The sequence below is a fragment of the Phaeobacter sp. NW0010-22 genome, assembly GCF_040365955.1.
Taxonomy (GTDB): Bacteria; Pseudomonadota; Alphaproteobacteria; order Rhodobacterales; family Rhodobacteraceae; genus OMPR01.
In genome coordinates, this window is sequence record NZ_BAABWT010000006.1 from 100,265 (window position 1) to 117,057 (window position 16,793).

General features: G+C 55.3%; 13 protein-coding genes and 1 tRNA gene. 10 read left to right on the forward strand and 4 right to left on the reverse strand.

Annotated features, from left to right (window positions below; genetic code table 11):
* The first annotated feature begins 47 nt into the window (after positions 1-47).
* The 10 genes from ABWV33_RS14230 to ABWV33_RS14275 all read left to right on the forward strand — a co-directional run bounded on the left by ABWV33_RS14230 (position 48) and on the right by ABWV33_RS14275 (position 11,345).
* The gene (locus tag ABWV33_RS14230; RefSeq protein WP_353331666.1) at positions 48-716 is read left to right on the forward strand and encodes a nitroreductase; all 669 of its coding nucleotides are present in this window, start codon (positions 48-50) and stop codon (positions 714-716) included.
* Entirely contained in the window at positions 713-1,624 is a 912-nt protein-coding gene (locus ABWV33_RS14235; RefSeq protein ID WP_353331668.1) for a carbohydrate kinase family protein, read from the forward strand. The genes ABWV33_RS14230 and ABWV33_RS14235 overlap by 4 nt, the downstream gene beginning before the upstream one ends.
* The gene (dtd, locus tag ABWV33_RS14240) at positions 1,612-2,049 is read left to right on the forward strand and encodes a D-aminoacyl-tRNA deacylase (RefSeq protein WP_121999689.1); all 438 of its coding nucleotides are present in this window, start codon (positions 1,612-1,614) and stop codon (positions 2,047-2,049) included. The genes ABWV33_RS14235 and dtd overlap by 13 nt, the downstream gene beginning before the upstream one ends.
* Complete coding sequence (locus ABWV33_RS14245; RefSeq protein ID WP_353331670.1) at positions 2,049-3,152, forward strand: DUF4147 domain-containing protein; 1,104 nt, start codon at positions 2,049-2,051, stop codon at positions 3,150-3,152. Before dtd ends, ABWV33_RS14245 begins: the two co-directional genes overlap by 1 nt.
* A gap of 74 nt (positions 3,153-3,226) precedes the next feature.
* Positions 3,227-5,224, forward strand: coding sequence for a CocE/NonD family hydrolase (locus ABWV33_RS14250; RefSeq protein ID WP_353331672.1), 1,998 nt, complete (start codon positions 3,227-3,229; stop codon positions 5,222-5,224).
* 120 nt (positions 5,225-5,344) lie between these two features.
* Positions 5,345-6,931, forward strand: coding sequence for an ABC transporter substrate-binding protein (locus ABWV33_RS14255; protein ID WP_113823407.1), 1,587 nt, complete (start codon positions 5,345-5,347; stop codon positions 6,929-6,931).
* 11 nt (positions 6,932-6,942) lie between these two features.
* Positions 6,943-7,899 (forward strand): ABC transporter permease, encoded by a 957-nt coding sequence (locus ABWV33_RS14260; RefSeq protein ID WP_113823406.1) that lies wholly within the window; start codon positions 6,943-6,945, stop codon positions 7,897-7,899.
* Positions 7,899-8,714, forward strand: a complete 816-nt coding sequence (locus ABWV33_RS14265) for an ABC transporter permease (protein WP_353331996.1) — start codon at positions 7,899-7,901, stop codon at positions 8,712-8,714. Before ABWV33_RS14260 ends, ABWV33_RS14265 begins: the two co-directional genes overlap by 1 nt.
* Positions 8,711-10,348, forward strand: coding sequence for an ABC transporter ATP-binding protein (locus ABWV33_RS14270; RefSeq protein WP_121999694.1), 1,638 nt, complete (start codon positions 8,711-8,713; stop codon positions 10,346-10,348). Before ABWV33_RS14265 ends, ABWV33_RS14270 begins: the two co-directional genes overlap by 4 nt.
* A 160-nt stretch (positions 10,349-10,508) precedes the next feature.
* Entirely contained in the window at positions 10,509-11,345 is an 837-nt protein-coding gene (locus ABWV33_RS14275; protein ID WP_353331675.1) for an alkaline phosphatase family protein, read from the forward strand.
* A 77-nt stretch (positions 11,346-11,422) separates the two neighbouring features.
* Here the strand turns inward: ABWV33_RS14275 and ABWV33_RS14280 are convergent, their stop codons facing one another.
* From ABWV33_RS14280 to ABWV33_RS14295, 4 genes are all read right to left on the reverse strand, one after another.
* Complete coding sequence (locus ABWV33_RS14280) at positions 11,423-12,346, reverse strand: alpha/beta hydrolase (protein WP_353331677.1); 924 nt, start codon at positions 12,344-12,346, stop codon at positions 11,423-11,425.
* An 11-nt stretch (positions 12,347-12,357) separates the two neighbouring features.
* Positions 12,358-14,247: an acyl-CoA synthetase gene (locus ABWV33_RS14285; RefSeq protein WP_121999713.1), complete on the reverse strand. Its 1,890-nt coding sequence runs from the start codon at positions 14,245-14,247 to the stop codon at positions 12,358-12,360.
* A 219-nt stretch (positions 14,248-14,466) separates the two neighbouring features.
* The gene (locus ABWV33_RS14290) at positions 14,467-16,287 is read right to left on the reverse strand and encodes an ABC transporter transmembrane domain-containing protein (protein WP_353331679.1); all 1,821 of its coding nucleotides are present in this window, start codon (positions 16,285-16,287) and stop codon (positions 14,467-14,469) included.
* 194 nt (positions 16,288-16,481) lie between these two features.
* Positions 16,482-16,555, reverse strand: a tRNA-Gly gene (locus ABWV33_RS14295).
* Positions 16,556-16,793: the final 238 nt, after the last annotated feature.

The following is a 16,793-nucleotide window of genomic DNA, read 5'->3' on the forward strand; positions in this document are numbered from 1 at the left end:
GCATCCCTGTTCCCGGCGGCAAAGTGCGCGCAAGAGGAGAACCCACAATGACATTGACCGACTTGGAAGCGCTGATGAAGCAGCGCCATTCCTGCCGGGCGTTTTTGCCCGATCTCGTGCCGCAATCCCAGATTTCTGACATCATCACCACAGCTCGACGCGTCCCCAGCTGGTGCAACGCCCAGCCATGGCAGGTAACTGTGACGAGTGGAGCAGAGACAGAGTCGTTTCGCGCAGCATTGCAGGCCGAAGTCTCCAGCGGCGCCCCCAAACCAGATCTTCCCTTTCCAGAAAAATATACCGGGATCTATCAGGATCGACGTCGCACATGCGGCTTTGCCTTGTATGACGCAGTCGGTATCGAAAAAGGTGACCGTGTCGGGTCGGGCAAACAGATGATGCAAAACTTTGCCCTGTTTGGTGCACCACACTGTGCAATCATTACCAGTCCCAAGGAACTGGGCGCTTACGGGGCTATGGACAGCGGTGGTTTTGTGACCGCCTTTACCCTAGCCGCACAAGCTTTGAATGTTGCCTCGATTCCACAGGCTGCCGTGGCCTCCTATGGGCCATTCTTGCACCGCTATTTTGAGATACCTGACGACAGGCTGATCCTTTGCGCAATCTCTTTTGGCTATGCTGATACAACCCACCCTGCCAACGGGTTCAGAACCGACCGCGCCACAGTCGATGACATCGTGGACTGGCGGGGATGACGGACCCCGTGATCCTTTGTTGTGGCGAGGCGGTGATGGATCTTGTCCCCGCTGCCTTGTCCGACGGAGGGCACGGGTTTCGCCCTGTTCCGGGGGGGGGCGCCGTCAATACGGCCATCGCCTTGGCACGCCAAGATGTCCCCTGCGGCTTTGTCGGCGCGCTCTCCAATGACCCAATGGGGATACGGCTGTTTGCGCATATCCAAACGCAGGGGGTGGACCTTTCACATGTGACCCGCAGCCCGGCCCCGACGACTGTCGCGTTGGCACATGTCGTCGATGGTGGCACGCGGTTTGATCTCTATGATCAGGGCAGCGCCGGGCGCAGCTATGCAACGACAGACCTGCCCGATTTACCAAACAGCGCGCAGGCGCTGGTTTTTGGTGGTATCAGCCTCATTCACGCCCCGGCAGCAGATGCGTTTGAAACACTGGCCTCCCAAGCTGCCCATGATCACTTGATCTATCTGGATCTCAACATTCGCCCCGGTTTGGTCAGTGATCAAAGTACGTACCGCGCGCGGTTGTCTCGACTAATCAAACTGGCGGATATCATCAAAGTCTCGGACGAGGATCTGGACTGGTTCGGCCCCCTGCCCGACCTGCAGGCAGACACGCTCTTTCTTCATACAAAGGGTGCTGATGGGGTAACAGCGGTGTCCGGGCAAGACAGCTACACGATATCTGCACCCTTGGTCGAAGTGCAGGACACAGTTGGCGCTGGCGATATCTTCAATGCTGGGTTTCTTGCCGCCTTGTATCGCCAAGATGCACTTGAGAAACCCTTACTCCTCGCTCCAAACATTCTGAAATCCGCTTTACACTCCGGCATCCAAGCCGCCAGCTTCAGCGTATCGCACCCCGGTGCCCACGCCCCCACACGACAGGACCTAACATGCGCGCATTAATTCAACGTGTTACCCAAGCCAGCGTCACCGTCGAAGGGAACATCATTGGTCAGATTGGCCCCGGCCTGCTGATCCTGATCTGCGCCATGCAGGGTGACGGCGAAAAGCAAGCTGACCAACTGGCGGCAAAAATTGCAAAACTGCGCATCTTTACCGATGACGCTGGAAAGATGAACCGCTCTGTCAAAGACATTGGCGGGGCCGTTTTGGTCGTCAGTCAATTCACTCTGGCTGCAGATACGTCACGCGGCAACCGGCCCGGGTTCTCGACCGCCGCCGCGCCTGCGGATGGCGAGCGTTTGTATGAATATTTTGCCAATCAAATGACGGCCCAAGACCTGCCAGTGCAAACCGGTCAATTCGGGGCGGATATGGCCGTTGATCTGACCAACGACGGCCCCGTCACGATATGGATGGACATGTAATGACACCACGCGCAACAGCCCTGAAAATATGGCAGGCCGGGGTTGATGCCGTCGGCGGATATGCGGCCACACAAAGTGCGATTCAAGAGCTCGCCCCTCCTGATCAAATCTTGGCCGTCGGCAAAGCAGCGGCGAGCATGGCACAAGCAGCACTCGATCATTTCGGCCAGAAACCCTGTTTGGTCGTGACTAAAGACGGTCACGGCAACGCCTTGTCTCAGGACGCTGACCTGATCGAAGCCGCGCATCCCGTGCCCGACGAACGTAGCTTGCATGCCGGGGCAGCCTTACGTGAAACCGTGATGTCCCAACCTAAAAGCGCGCGCCTTCTGTTGCTTGTCTCCGGTGGGGCTTCGTCGCTTGCCGAGGATCTAATGCCGGGCGTGTCCCTGACGGATTTAACAACATTGAACGCGCAGTTGCTGGCGTCCGGACAAGACATCACCGAAATGAACGCCCAACGGCGCAAGCTCTCACGCATCAAAAGCGGCGGTCTGTTGGGATTCTTCCCCGGTGCACATGTCGACGTTTTGGCGATCTCTGATGTGCCGGGCGATGATCTGAACGTGATTGGATCCGGGATCGGCATGGTTCCCGAAACCGCTACGTTTTCGACACACACCCAAATTATCGCAAGCAACACCCATGCCCGCGACGCAGCAGCGCAAGCGGCAAAAACATATGGCCTATCTGTTGTGGCAAATTTGGAATCGCTGCATGCCGATTTGCCGACTTTGGCAGTGCACGTTGGTTCTCAATTGCGCTCCATGGACAAAGGTGTCCTGATTTTGGGTGGAGAGCCAACGGTAAAACTCCCCCCTGCGCCCGGCCGGGGAGGCCGCAATCAAGCACTTGCTCTTGCTCTGGCCGAACAAATCGCGGATCACCCTGATCTGGTCGTTGTTGTTGGCGGAACAGATGGATCCGATGGCCCGACCCAAGATGCTGGCGGCATTATCGACGGGTCCACATGGACAGAGAATGGCGCCCAATTTGCAATATCGGCGGACAGCGGCACCTACCTCGAAGCGCATGACGCGTTGCTGACAACGGGTCCAACTGGGACAAATGTGATGGATTTGCTCGTCGCAATCCGGACCTGAATTCGTCGCGATCCCACTTCAAATGGTCGCGAGTCGCCGTTGACTCTCTGCGCGCGGCTTAAGACAGTCGCTGTATGACTTCTAAACTCAACGCCTTGCGCGATATCGAAGAATTGCCCGATCTCGGGATTACCCTATCAGATGGCTGCCGTCTTTCCGCCCGGGTCTGGCGCCCGGACAACGCCAGTGACGACCCTGTGCCAGTGATCCTTGAATATCTACCTTATCGCAAACGGGACGGAACCACCGCCCGCGATGAGCTGACCCACCCCTATATCGCCAAACGGGGCTATGCCTGTGTCCGCGTCGATATGCGCGGCAACGGCGACAGCGAAGGGTTGATGGAGGATGAATACACCCAACAAGAGCTCGACGACGCAGTTGAGGTGATCAATTGGCTCGCAGCGCAAGATTGGTGTACCGGCAAAGTCGGCATGATGGGGATCAGTTGGGGCGGATTCAACAGCCTGCAAGTCGCCGCCATGCAGCCCGAACCGCTCAAGGCGATTATCACACTCTGCTCGACGGTAGATCGCTATGCAGACGATATCCATTACAAGGGCGGCTGCCTGCTGAACGAGAACCTCGGTTGGGGCGCGACCATGTGGTGCTTTTCATCACGCGCGCCTGACCTTGCTTTGGTCGGGGACAAATGGCGTGACATGTGGCTGAACCGCTTGGAAAACGAGCCGTTCCTGACCTCAAAGTGGTTGCGTCACCAAGCCCGGGACACCTATTGGGAACACGGCTCGGTCTGCGAAGATTATTCTTCGATCAAAGCCGCGACCCTTGCCATAAGTGGCTGGGGAGACAGCTATATCAACGCCGTGCCCTCACTGGTCGAAAATATCTCAGCCCCTGTCAAAGGCATCAACGGGCCCTGGATACATAAGTACCCGCATTTCGCGATCCCCGGTCCACGCATCGGGTTTCTGCAAGAGGCGCTGCGGTGGTGGGATCGCTGGCTCAAAGACATCCCTACCGGGGTTGAGGATGATCCCGACTACCGGGCCTACCTGATGGATGGCATCGCGCCCGAACGGATCTATGATCATCGCCCCGGCCGCTGGATCGCAGAAGACAAAGGGGCCACCTCGCATTTACCTGTGCAAACCCATCACCTGACGGACACTGGATTAGGGCCAGATGGCCCACTCACAGCAACGGTCGGCACGCCACAGCATTGCGGCATGGAAGCCGGGGAATATGGTGCGTTCTTTGGCGGACCAGAACTGCCCGGTGATCAAAGGTTTGATGACGCTTTGTCGTGCTGTTTTGAAGGGCCTGTTCTGGATCAGGACCTCGATATAGTTGGCGCCCCGCGCATTCGCCTAACCCTCAGCGCGAATACTCTGCAGGCGCAGATCGCTGTCCGCCTCAATCACATCCTGCCCGATGGCTCATCCTCACGGATCACCTATGGCGTTCTCAATCTGACGCATCGCGACAGCCATTCTGACCCGCAGCCGCTACCTGTGGGAGAGAGTGTCGAAGCCGTGCTCGACCTGGATCACATCGCCTATCGTGTTCCCAAGGGGCACCGTCTTCGCGTGGCCATCTCCACCAGTTATTGGCCCCTGATCTGGCCATCGCCTGAACAGACGACATTGCAGCTGCAAAAGGGCGAGATCGATCTGCCGCTCCGCCCGTCTGGGCAGAACGACGAATGGATCTTTCCACCTGCCGAGTCAGACCCACCTTGGAAGACCACGACCCTGCGTGAAGGAAGCAACATCCGCCGCACAGAAATCGACCAAGCGTCAGGCCACATAAGTCTGATCATCGAAGATGATTTTGGCAAAGTGCAAGACGATATCCATGGTCTGATCAGCGGTGGGATCGCGCGCGAAACATGGGTGATTCACCCAGATGACCCCCTTTCAGCACGTGGCAACTGCCATTGGACCGACGAAATGCAGCGCGGCGAAATAAAATTACGTACAGAAACACGTTGTCAGATGTGGGCCGACCGCGACCATTTCTACCTTGCAGCTCAACTGTTTGCGTATGAAAACGACATTGTTATATACGAACGCGACGTAGAGGATCAAATTCCAAGACATCAAATCTGACTTCGTATGCGAAAAACCTGCGACATTGAGGCTTGCCCGATGCACCGAAATGAGCAAACTTAACTCACCAATCAACAAAAAAGGCACCAAAGTGTCACCACTCAAGACAGGGAGAAATCCATGAACGATAAACTCGAATTTATGTCCAAGACAGTCACAGCAGGCAAAATGACCCGCCGTGAGTTTATGGGCAAAGCCGCAGCACTGGGCGTTTCCGCCGCAGTTGCCAGCACTATGTTCGCAGACGCAGCCCGCGCCGCTGGTCCGGTAAAAGGCGGCACATTGCGCCAAGGTGTTCAGGGTGGCGAAAGCACAAACACTCAGGATCCAGCACTGTGGGCTTCTGATGTTCCAATCGCGGGCGGCCGTCATTGGGCGGAACCTCTGCTCGAAGTTGGCCCCAACGGTGAACTCTCAGGTCTGGTCGCTGAAAGCTATGAAGCCTCCGCAGACGCCAAGGTTTGGCGCTTCAAGGTTCGCAACGGCATTACCTTCTCAAATGGTAAATCCGTCACCTCCGAAGACGTCATGCGCACTATGGAACGCCACTCGAACGAAGATTCGAAATCAGGCGCTTTGGGCATCGTCAAAGGCATTGAATCAATGCGCACCGATGGTGACGTGTTCGAAGTCACCTTGGCGACAGCCAATGCTGACCTTCCCTACCTGATGGCCGACTACCACCTGATGATCCAGCCCGATGGCGGATTTGACAATCCAGCTGCTGCAATCGGCACAGGCGCTTACATCTTGGAAAGCGACGAGCCCGGCGTTCGTCAGGTTTACAAGCGGAACCCGAATTACTGGAACGACGACGTTGCCCATTACGAAAGCTCCGAAGTAATCGTACTGAACGACGCCACAGCACGGACAGCTGCCCTGCAGTCTGGTCAAGTTGACATGATCAACCGCGTTGAGCCCAAGATCGCTCAACTGTTGGATCGCGCGCCAACTCTGAGCGTTCAGAACGTTTCGGGCCGTGGTCACTATGTCTTCATCATGCACGTTGACACAGCACCGTTTGATGCCAACGAACTGCGGTTGGCACTGAAATACGCTGTGAACCGTCAGGAATTGGTCGACAAGATCCTGCGTGGATACGGTGGTGTCGGTAACGACATGCCCATCAACGCGGCTTATCCGTTGTTTGATGACTCGATCCCTCAGCGTGCCTACGACATGAAAAAAGCAGCTGAGCACTACAAAGCGTCTGGTCACGATGGCTCGCCCATCATTCTGCGGACCGCCGATGGTGCCTTCCCTGGTGCTGTGGACGCCGCGGCCTTGTTCCAGCAGTCAGCTCAAGCCGCTGGCATCCCACTGGAAATCAAGCGTGAACCAAACGATGGTTACTGGTCGGAAGTATGGAACAAACAGCCGTTCTGCTGCTCGTACTGGGGTGGTCGTCCGGTTCAGGACCAAATGTACACCACGGCATATCTGTCAACAGCGGACTGGAACGACACTAAGTTCAAGCGCCCTGAGTTTGACGAAATGCTGCTCTCGGCCCGTGCTGAGTTGGACAATGCCAAGCGTAAAGAGATCTATTCCAAAATGGGCTCTCTGGTGCGTGACGAAGGCGGCTTGATCTTGCCAATGTTCAACGACTTCATCGATGCGGTGAGCAACAAGGTTCAGGGCTACGAGGGTGATCCCAACGGTCCAATGATGAACTGGTACGCGCCTCATAAAACCTGGAAAGCCTAAGGGCCAGCATCATGCACCCGATCGTTAAACTTGTAGCTCAGCGCTTAGCGCTGGGCCTACTTCTCCTCATCGCCGCCTCGGCACTGATCTTTGGATTGACCGAAGCTCTCCCAGGGGACGCCGCTCAGGCCATTCTTGGTCAAGCCGCCACTCCTGAATCTCTTGCAAACCTGCGCGCAGAAATGGGGCTCGATCGCCCGCCGTTGACCCGCTATTTCGAATGGCTAGGGGGTATCTTAACCGGTGACATGGGTGTTGCGCTAACAAACAAGCTGGACATCGCAACCAGCATCCAAGGCCGCATGGCCAATACACTCTTTCTCGCCTTCTGGGCGGCTCTGATCTCAGTTCCTCTGGCTATTATTCTGGGATTGATTGCGGTTCGCTACCAGAACCGTTGGCCGGACAAAATGATCTCAGGCATCACGCTTGCGTCTATTTCCCTGCCAGAGTTCATGATCGCCTACATTTTGATCTTCTTCTTTGCGGTCAAATTGTTCTGGGCACCGTCTTTTGCCAATATCTCCTCCTCGATGTCACTGCTTGAGCAGTTGCACGCGATCGCATTGCCTGTTGCAGTGCTCATATTGGTTGTTCTTGCACACATGATGCGTATGACTCGCGCTGCGATCCTGAACGTGATGCAATCGGCCTATATCGAAACGGCTGAGCTTAAAGGTCTCAGTGGCTTTCAAGTCATCGCACGTCACGCGTTCCCTAATGCAATTGCTCCGATCGTGAACGTTGTCATGATCAACATGGCATATCTGGTTGTGGGTGTTGTCGTGGTCGAGGTGGTTTTCGCCTACCCCGGCATGGGACAGTATCTGGTTGATGCTGTTGTGAAACGCGATGTGCCTGTGGTGTTGGCTTGCGGCGTCATCTTTGCCGCCGTTTACATTATCCTGAACATCATCGCTGACGTTGTCTCCATCTTCACCAACCCAAGGCTGAGGCATCCAAAATGATGAAGAATATCCCTATCTCAGCCCTCATCGGACTGGTGATTACCGCCACCTATTTCATCGCCGCTGCTCTGGCTCCGGTTATCTCTCCCTATGGCATGGCCGAAGTTGTTGGTGATGTCTGGGAACCCTCCTCTTCTGCGCATCTGCTGGGCACTGACCAAATCGGTCGGGACCTACTCAGCCGGATGATTTACGGGGGGCGGACGACCATCTGGATCGCGACCCTTGCGACCATCCTCAGCTTTGTAACAGGCTCCTCTCTGGGCTTCTTGGCGGCTGTTTCAGGACGCTGGATTGACATGGTTTTGTCCCGCTTCGTGGACCTGATGATGTCAATCCCTTCGTTGATCTTGGCGTTGGTCATCTTGTCCAGCATCGAGGCAACCGTCCTGACGCTGATCGTTTTGATGGGCTTGCTGGACTCAACACGTGTTTATCGACTTGCGCGTGCTGTTGCGGTGGACATCACAGTCATGGACTATGTCGAAGCAGCGCGCCTGCGCGGTGAAAAGATTGGTTGGGTCATCTTCCGGGAAATCCTGCCAAATGCTTTGTCTCCTCTGGTTGCAGAACTTGGCCTGCGCTTCATCTTTATGGTTCTGTTTATTTCAACGCTATCGTTCCTGGGTGTCGGTGTTCAGCCACCACTCGCTGATTGGGGCGGAATCGTGAAAGAAAACAAAGAGGGCATTAACTTTGGCATCGGTGCAGCCCTGTACCCTGCTGTTGCAATTGCCACTCTGGCGATCTCGGTCAATCTGATTGCTGACTGGGTTCTGAACCGCACCACTTCGCTGAAAGGGGGCCGCGGATGAGCGAACCACTTCTGAAAGTCCGTAACCTGAAAATCGGCGCCACGGTCTACCCCCCGGGGGAAAAACCACATGACATCGAAATCGTGCACGGGGTCAGCTTTGACCTCGAGCCCGGTAAGGTGTTGGGCCTGATCGGTGAATCAGGTGCTGGTAAATCGACCATCGGTCTGGCCTCGATGGCTTATGGCCGGGGCGGTGTGAAAATCACTGGTGGCGAGGTTTGGATCAATGGCCGCGATATCCTGAAATCCAAAATCAAGGATATCCGCAAATTGCGCGGCGGCGAAGTGACATACGTGTCTCAATCCGCAGCAGCCTCGTTCAATCCCGCAAAAAAGATCATGGAACAGGTGATCGAAGCGGCTGTTGAACAGGGCAAATTCAACACCAAGGACGCCGAAGCCCGCGCCCGTGTCTTGTTTGCCAAACTCGGCTTGCCCGACCCTGACAACATCGGCGAGCGTTATCCCCATCAGGTCTCTGGTGGACAGCTCCAACGCTGCATGACAGCTTTGGCCCTGTGCCCAGAACCCGATCTGGTGGTTTTTGATGAACCGACGACGGCGTTGGATGTAACAACCCAAATCGACGTTCTGATGGCGATCAAAGAAGCTATTCATGACACCGGTGTTGCTGCGCTCTACATTACCCACGATCTTGCGGTCGTGGCACAGGTAAGCGACGATATCATGGTGCTCAAGATGGGGGACATGATCGAATACGGAAACACCGATCAGATCATCAACAACCCTCAAGAAGAGTACACACAGGCGCTCGTGTCTGTGCGCTCGATTGAACACGAAGAAAAGGCGCCGACGCCCGAACCTGTTCTCAGTGTCAACAACATCACTGCCCGATACAAAGGGACCAACTTTGATGTGTTGCACAATGTCAGTGTCGATCTGCACCCCGGTCAAACCTTGGCTGTGGTGGGTGAATCCGGCTCAGGCAAGTCGACCCTGGCGCGGGTCATTACCGGCCTCTTGCCGCCACGCGATGGTGATATCAATTTTGCCGGACGGTCGCTGTCCCCCGATCTTGCGGGACGTTCGCGCGAGGATCTGCGCGAATTGCAGATGATCTATCAGATGGCGGACACGGCGATGAACCCGCGTCAAACCGTGGGTACAATCGTCGGTCGTCCGCTCGAGTTCTATTTCGGTCTGCGCGGTGATGAAAAGCGCAAGCGCGTCATCGAACTTATGGATGAGATCGAACTGGGCGAAAAGTTCATGGATCGTTATCCGGCTGAATTGTCGGGGGGCCAAAAACAGCGTGTCTGTATCGCGCGGTCCTTGGCTGCAAAACCCAAGATGATCATCTGTGATGAGGTCACATCGGCCCTCGACCCCTTGGTTGCGGACGGCATTCTCAAGCTACTGCTCGATCTGCAAAAGATTGAAAACGTGGCCTATCTGTTCATCACCCACGATCTGGCAACGGTTCGGGCGATTTCTGATTCCATCGCAGTGATGTATCAGGGGCGCGTGGCGCGCTACGGATCGAAATCTGAGGTTCTCAGCCCCCCCTTCGATGATTACACGGACCTGCTGCTCAGCTCGGTTCCCGAGATGCGGCTGGGTTGGCTGGAAGAGGTTGTGGCCCATCGTAAGATGGAAAGCGCAGGCAACTAAGCCGTCGTTTTCCACGGCACTTTCATGAACATATTAAGTCCCGGCGTTTTGCACCTTGGCAGGCGTCGGGATTTTACTATTTGGGGCGTGAACGGACGTGTCCCTAAGCTTGAACAGGCTAGGCTTGTTCGAAATCCTGTGACGCGAAAAGGAGATCGCGATGGACCGGAAACTGCTTTTAATCATTCTGGATGGGGTGCCCTACCGCAACTTCCGCCGGTTGTTTGGCAACCTCGAGGGGTGGGTCGATAGCGGCGATGCCCGCGTGTGGAAGCTGCGCGCTGTGCTGCCGTCCATTTCTGCCAGCTGCTATGCCTCGATCCACACGGGCGTGACCCCTGCTGAGCACGGATGCACCGGCAATGGCAACGTGTTCAGGCTAGGCCACAAGGACGTGTTCAGTCAGGTGCGCGAAGGTGGTGGTGTGACAGGCGCTGTGACGCATAGCTTTTGGTCGCAGTTCTTTAACCGTCATCCTTTCGATTATGTTCGCGACGTCGAATATGACGAACCCGAAAGCAAAACCATCAACCATGGCCGATTTCATTCCATGACTGGATATGGGCACGACAACCAAATGACGCCTTCGGATGTGGATCTGTTTGGAACCCTCACCAACCTCGCGCTGCGGTTCGGTTTGGATTACGGCATCTTGCACACCTGCACGTTGGACAGCATGGGGCATCGTTTTTTCCATGATTGCCAACAGATGGACCATGCGTGTTTCGTGATGGATGAAATGCTTGCTCCGTTTATTCCACGCTGGCGTGATCTAGGATACGAAGTCATCGTAACCGCAGACCACGGTCAAGATGAACGCGGTCACCATGGTGGTCGTGGTCCATTGCAACAGGAAACCGCGCTTTATTATTTCGGAGACGCCGAAGGCCCCGAGCAAGACGCCGTGATTGATCAGCTGCAGCTGGCCCCGACGATCCTGTCCCGCATGGGGGCCCCGATCGCGGACACAATGAAAGCCAAACCGTTTTTGAAATAGAGACGCACAGCGCATTAAAACAAAGGGCGCCGTACAATGGCGCCCTTTTCATTTCATGAATTGTACGAAATCGCGGCTTAATCGTACGGCCAGAGCCCCTGCCCCAACGCTTCGATCGCGATCGAGATCCGCTCAAAGCTGTCTTGGGCCCGTGTCACGGTCGTTCTGGCGCGTAGATACCCATGCACCATGCCGTCTTCGTTAATCCAATGGGCGAGCCCCCCCGCCGCCTGAATCCGATCCCGGTAGTCCCGACCATCATCGCGTAGTGGGTCGCAATCTGCCGTAACGATTACCGACGGCGGCAGACCCGCAAAATCTGTGTCCTGCAAAGGGGCGTAGGTTGCATCGCCAACGGGTTCTTCCCCGTCAAAACGGACGGTTTGGTAAAACTGAATTTCCGCCAAGGTCAACAACGGGGCATTGGCATGATCTAGATAAGATCCCTTGCTCATGTCCCCACCCAGGCCTGGGTAAATAAGCACCTGCCCCAGAACATTGTCCAACCGTCCGCGAGAAAAATGTGCGACCGCGGCTGCCAAGTTGCCGCCGGCACTATCGCCGGCTAAAATCAAAGGATCACCGAATTCTGATGCGGCCCACTGAGTGGCGGCCCAGCTGTCTTGAAACTGCACAGGATGACGGAATTCTGGGCACAGGCGGTAATCAACCGCAACCACCCGATATCCAGTCTGCACACATATTTCAGCACAGACATCATCATGGCTTTCTAACCCACCAACGACAAAACCGCCGCCATGGTAATAGACGACGGTTCGTGTGGGTTGACCCGCGGAATAGACACGGACTGGCACACCATTGGCGCTGACATCTGTGGCCGAGATACCGTCCGGGTATCCCTGATGGAATTCCCGGCACATGGTGTCATAGACAGCGCGCTGCCCTTCGATGGTCAACTCGACCGCATCTTCGGGATAACTTTCGAGGGTACGGGCAATAAATGCCCAAGTTTCCTCATCTATCAGCGCGTTATAGTCCATGTTTCCTCCGATTAGCTTTGCCACTCCCAAGGACGCGTGAACCCGCCAAGGACTGCGCTCACATCTTGGTCCGAACTTCCGTTTGGTGCAAGCTGTGCAACCAGTCCACGTTTCTTATCGTCGATCACGGTTTCAACGCGTGCCGCAACACCGGCTTTATCCAAAGCAGCGTTGTAAATCCGAGTAATCGCCTGTTTGCGCAGCTCTGGCTTAAAGACTTTGCCAACAGCCGTTTTGGGTAGCTCAGGCAGGATTGTCATATGCTTGGGCTGTGCCGCGCGTTCGTGCACGTGGACCTTGCAATATTCCATCAGTTCTTCGGGGGTGGTGCTGGCCCCACCGACCAGTTCGACAAAGGCACAGGGCACCTCACCTGCGTGTTCGTCAGGCTGACCGATCGCACCGGCAAAGGCGACCGCCTCGTGACCCAGCAAGGCCTCTTCGATTTCAGCCGGATCAATGTTGTGGCCACCGCGAATAATCAGATCCTTGGCACGTCCGGTGATCCAGACATAGCCGTCCGCATCCACACGCCCCAAGTCCCCGGTGCGCAGGAACTTTTCATAGTGATAGAGGTCTTTGTTTTTGTCGGCTTCGGTATAGGTGTTGCCTGGAAAAATACCGGGGTTTGAAATACAGATCTCACCCACTTCGTCTGTCGCGGCTTCGACCGGACCTTCGGGCGTCACGTTGACGATTTTGACATCCGTGTAGGGGAACGGAATACCGATTGAGCCAATCTTTTTCTCACCATCCACAGGGTTGCCAGAAACCATACAAGTGGCTTCGGTCAGGCCATACCCTTCGACGATGTTCACGCCAGTCGCCTCTTCGAAACGACGATACAGCTCGACTGGCAAAGGCGCGGAGCCTGAAAAGGCGCGCTGAACCGAGCTGACATCAGCATCCACGGGGCGCTGCATGATCGCAGAGATTGCGGTGGGAACCGTGATGATGAACGAGACTTTCCAGCGTTCGATCAGTTTCCAGAAGTTATCAAACACCCCTTCGCCGCGATAGCCTTGCGGTGTTGGATAAACCACATGCGCGCCACTGGCGACCGAGGCCATGACGATCACATGACAGGCAAACACGTGGAACAGGGGCAGCGGGCACATGATCACGTCTTCTTCGGTATAAAGCAGCGTGTGACCCAGCCAGCCATTGTAGATCATGCCGGAATATTTGTGCTGTGCCACTTTGGGCATCCCGGTGGTGCCACCCGTATGGAAATAGCAGGCAACCCGGTCTTCGGTGCTGTCAGCAAATTGCAACGTTTTGGGTTGTTTCTTCAGCTCTTTGGTAAAGCTTTTGTAATCCGCATGGGCCACACGCTCTTTGTTTTCTAACTTGGGACGGATCAGTGGCACGATCCAGGATTTCGGTGGCGTCAGGTAGCGGTTCAGATCCACTTCGAGCACTGTGTTCACGCCGGGTGCATGGCGCACGGCCTCGGCAGTTTTTTCTGCGACATCGGTTTTGGGGAACGGCTTTAGCGTTACGACAACCTTGGCTTTGGTTTCCCTGAGGATCGACGCAATCTGTTCCGGCTCCAACAACGGATTGATCGGGTTGACGATGCCGGCTACTGCCCCGCCCAGAAATGAAATCAGGGTCTCGTTACAGTTCGGCAGAATATAAGCAACGACGTCATTCTCGCCCACACCCAAAGACCGGAACAGGTTTGCAGCCTGAACAGTTTTGTCGTGCAGCGTTTGCCAATTCAAGGTTTCAGCCTTGTCTGTCGGACCTGAGAAAATCTGAAAACTGGTCGCACTGTTGGTGGGGAACTTTTTCGTGGTTGATGACAGCATCTGATAGAGCGTCACCGGAACGTCCCGATCCTCCCAAGGCATTTCGCTTTCGATCTTCAAACGATCTTCCATACCCGTAAAGGCCATGAACATTCCTCCCTATTTGATTGCCCTTGTGCCGGGCATTTCATCCTTGTCCACAGGATGGGGGGATTTTGGTTGCCATGCAAGCAACGCCTTAGCGTCACTTTCAAGACCTAGCGAAATGACGCCACGACTCAAAAGCGCGGCCCTTACAGAACCGCGCCTTTTATTCAGATCAGATCGGTGCTTTGCGTGAGATCAGCCCCGCCCGGCCAACCAAGTTTAACCGCCGATACTCCCGTCGGTAAATTGCAGTTTGGCCAGACGCGCATACAATCCACCTTCAGCAACCAGTTCATCGTGGCTGCCCTGTGCTACAATCTGTCCGCCGTCCATGACCACAATCCGATCGGCCTTTTTGACCGTCGCAAGCCGGTGCGCAACGATCAGCGTTGTACGCCCCGCGCTCAGCTCATCCACTGCGGCCTGAACCGCGCGTTCACTTTCTGCATCCAAGGCGCTGGTTGCTTCGTCCAACAGCAAAACAGGCGCGTCGCGCAAAATCGCACGTGCGATCGCAATCCGCTGTTTCTGTCCACCCGACAACATAACTCCGCGTTCGCCAACAAAGCTATCGTATCCATCTGGCAGAGCTGAGATAAAGTCATGCGCGGCGGCGGCCTTTGCGGCCTCTTCAACTTCGCTGTCGGTGGCATCAGGACGCCCGAACCGGATATTGTCACGCGCAGATCCAGCAAAAATCACCGGATCTTGTGGGACCAAGGCAATGTGCTTGCGGAATTCATCTTTGTTGAGATCTGTCAACGCTGCGCCGTCCAACGATATTATCCCCTGGTCAGGATCATAAAACCGTTGAATCATCTGAATGACAGTTGTTTTGCCAGCGCCGGATGGACCAACAAACGCAACGGTTTCACCGGGGTTTACGATCAAGCTCAGCCCATCAAGAGCAACAGTATCGGGACGCGCAGGATAGCGGAACGTCACATCCTGAAACGCGATGGCCCCGGCCACTGGCTCTTGCAATTGCTGTGCCGTTTGTGGGTTTTGAACCGTATCCTCGGCGTTGAGCATTTCGATCAAACGATCTGTCGCACCTGCAGCGCGTTGCAACTCGCTCCAGATCTCAGACAAGGCCGCGACGGCACCGGCAACAAGCACCGCGTAGATGACGAATTGGATCAACGCGCCTTCGCTCATTATACCAGCGCGAACATCATTCGCACCCATCCACAGAACACCAACGATGCCAGTGAAAACCAGAAAAATAACAATGACAGTCAGCATCGCGCGCGTTCGAATGCGGGTACGAGACACCTGATACGACGTCTCGGTCATGTCTGCGAATTGTGCCCGGCTGGCGGCTTCGTGTGTAAACGCCTGTACTGTCTGTACGGCGCCCAACGCCTCCCCTGCATTTCCAGACGACGCGGCGATCCAATCTTGGTTTTCCCGGCTGATAACCCGCAATCGCCGCCCCAAGACCAAGATCGGAACAATCACAGCGGGCACGATCAGCAGAACCAAACCAGTCAACTTGGCCGACGTCAGCAGCATCAATATCAAGCCGCCCACAAACAAAAGCACATTGCGCAATGCAATTGAAACCGACGACCCTAAAACCGATTGAATCAAAGTTGTATCAGTGGTGATCCGACTAAGCACTTCGCCCGTCATGATCTTTTCGAAAAACTCTGGGCTCATCCCGATCACACGATCGAAAACGGCCATGCGAATATCTGCGACCACGCGCTCACCCAATCGGGTCACCAAGGCGTATCGCAAACCGGTCCCCACTGCGAGCATCCCGGCGATCACCAAAGCGGCCATAAAGTACTGATCCAACAGAGCTTCGTCAGCGATACGGAAATTATCGACGACACGGCGCACAGCCAACGGCAACATCAAGGACATGCTCGCGGTTATGACCAAAGCCACACCCGCCCCGAGCATCAGGCCCTTGTAAGGCACCATAAAGGGCCAAAGAGCCGAAAGAACGCCGATCTTCTTTGACGTTGCACGCTCTTCGCTGCCACCTGGCACCTGGTTCGGCGCTGATTGCGCAGTCTGAGATCTTGCCATGTTGGGCCCTTGTGACAGTTTATTGAATTCGCGCTTCTATCCAGCATCAGCCAGATCCTGATCTCGCTTCTTGGCCCTCAGCGTCGGGCGGGTCAAGCGACCAGATGCCGCGACCCTAAAGTCGTAGGAGAAAACGCACGTGAAAATCCCGAAAAATCCGGAATTCGTCTTTCGTTTCAACATATATCGGAAAATGGAGCGGGCGGCGGGAATCGAACCCGCGTCATTAGCTTGGAAGGCTAAGGTCTTACCACTACACAACGCCCGCGCAGTGTTCGTGTTGGTTATGTTATGACGCCAAAGGGGTCAAGACTGAACTCTGGATCTTGACCAACTTTTCTTCAAAACATTCGCTGGACCAATTTCAACAGCTATCCCAAACGCAGCCATGCACAGTCGGCAGGCCCCTTAGACTGCCATTTGGGTTCTGACATTTGGAGACAGGGCATAGCTGCGAAGAATTGTAGTGTCTTTTGCTGGCTGAGTAGAATGTTGGCTGACATCCG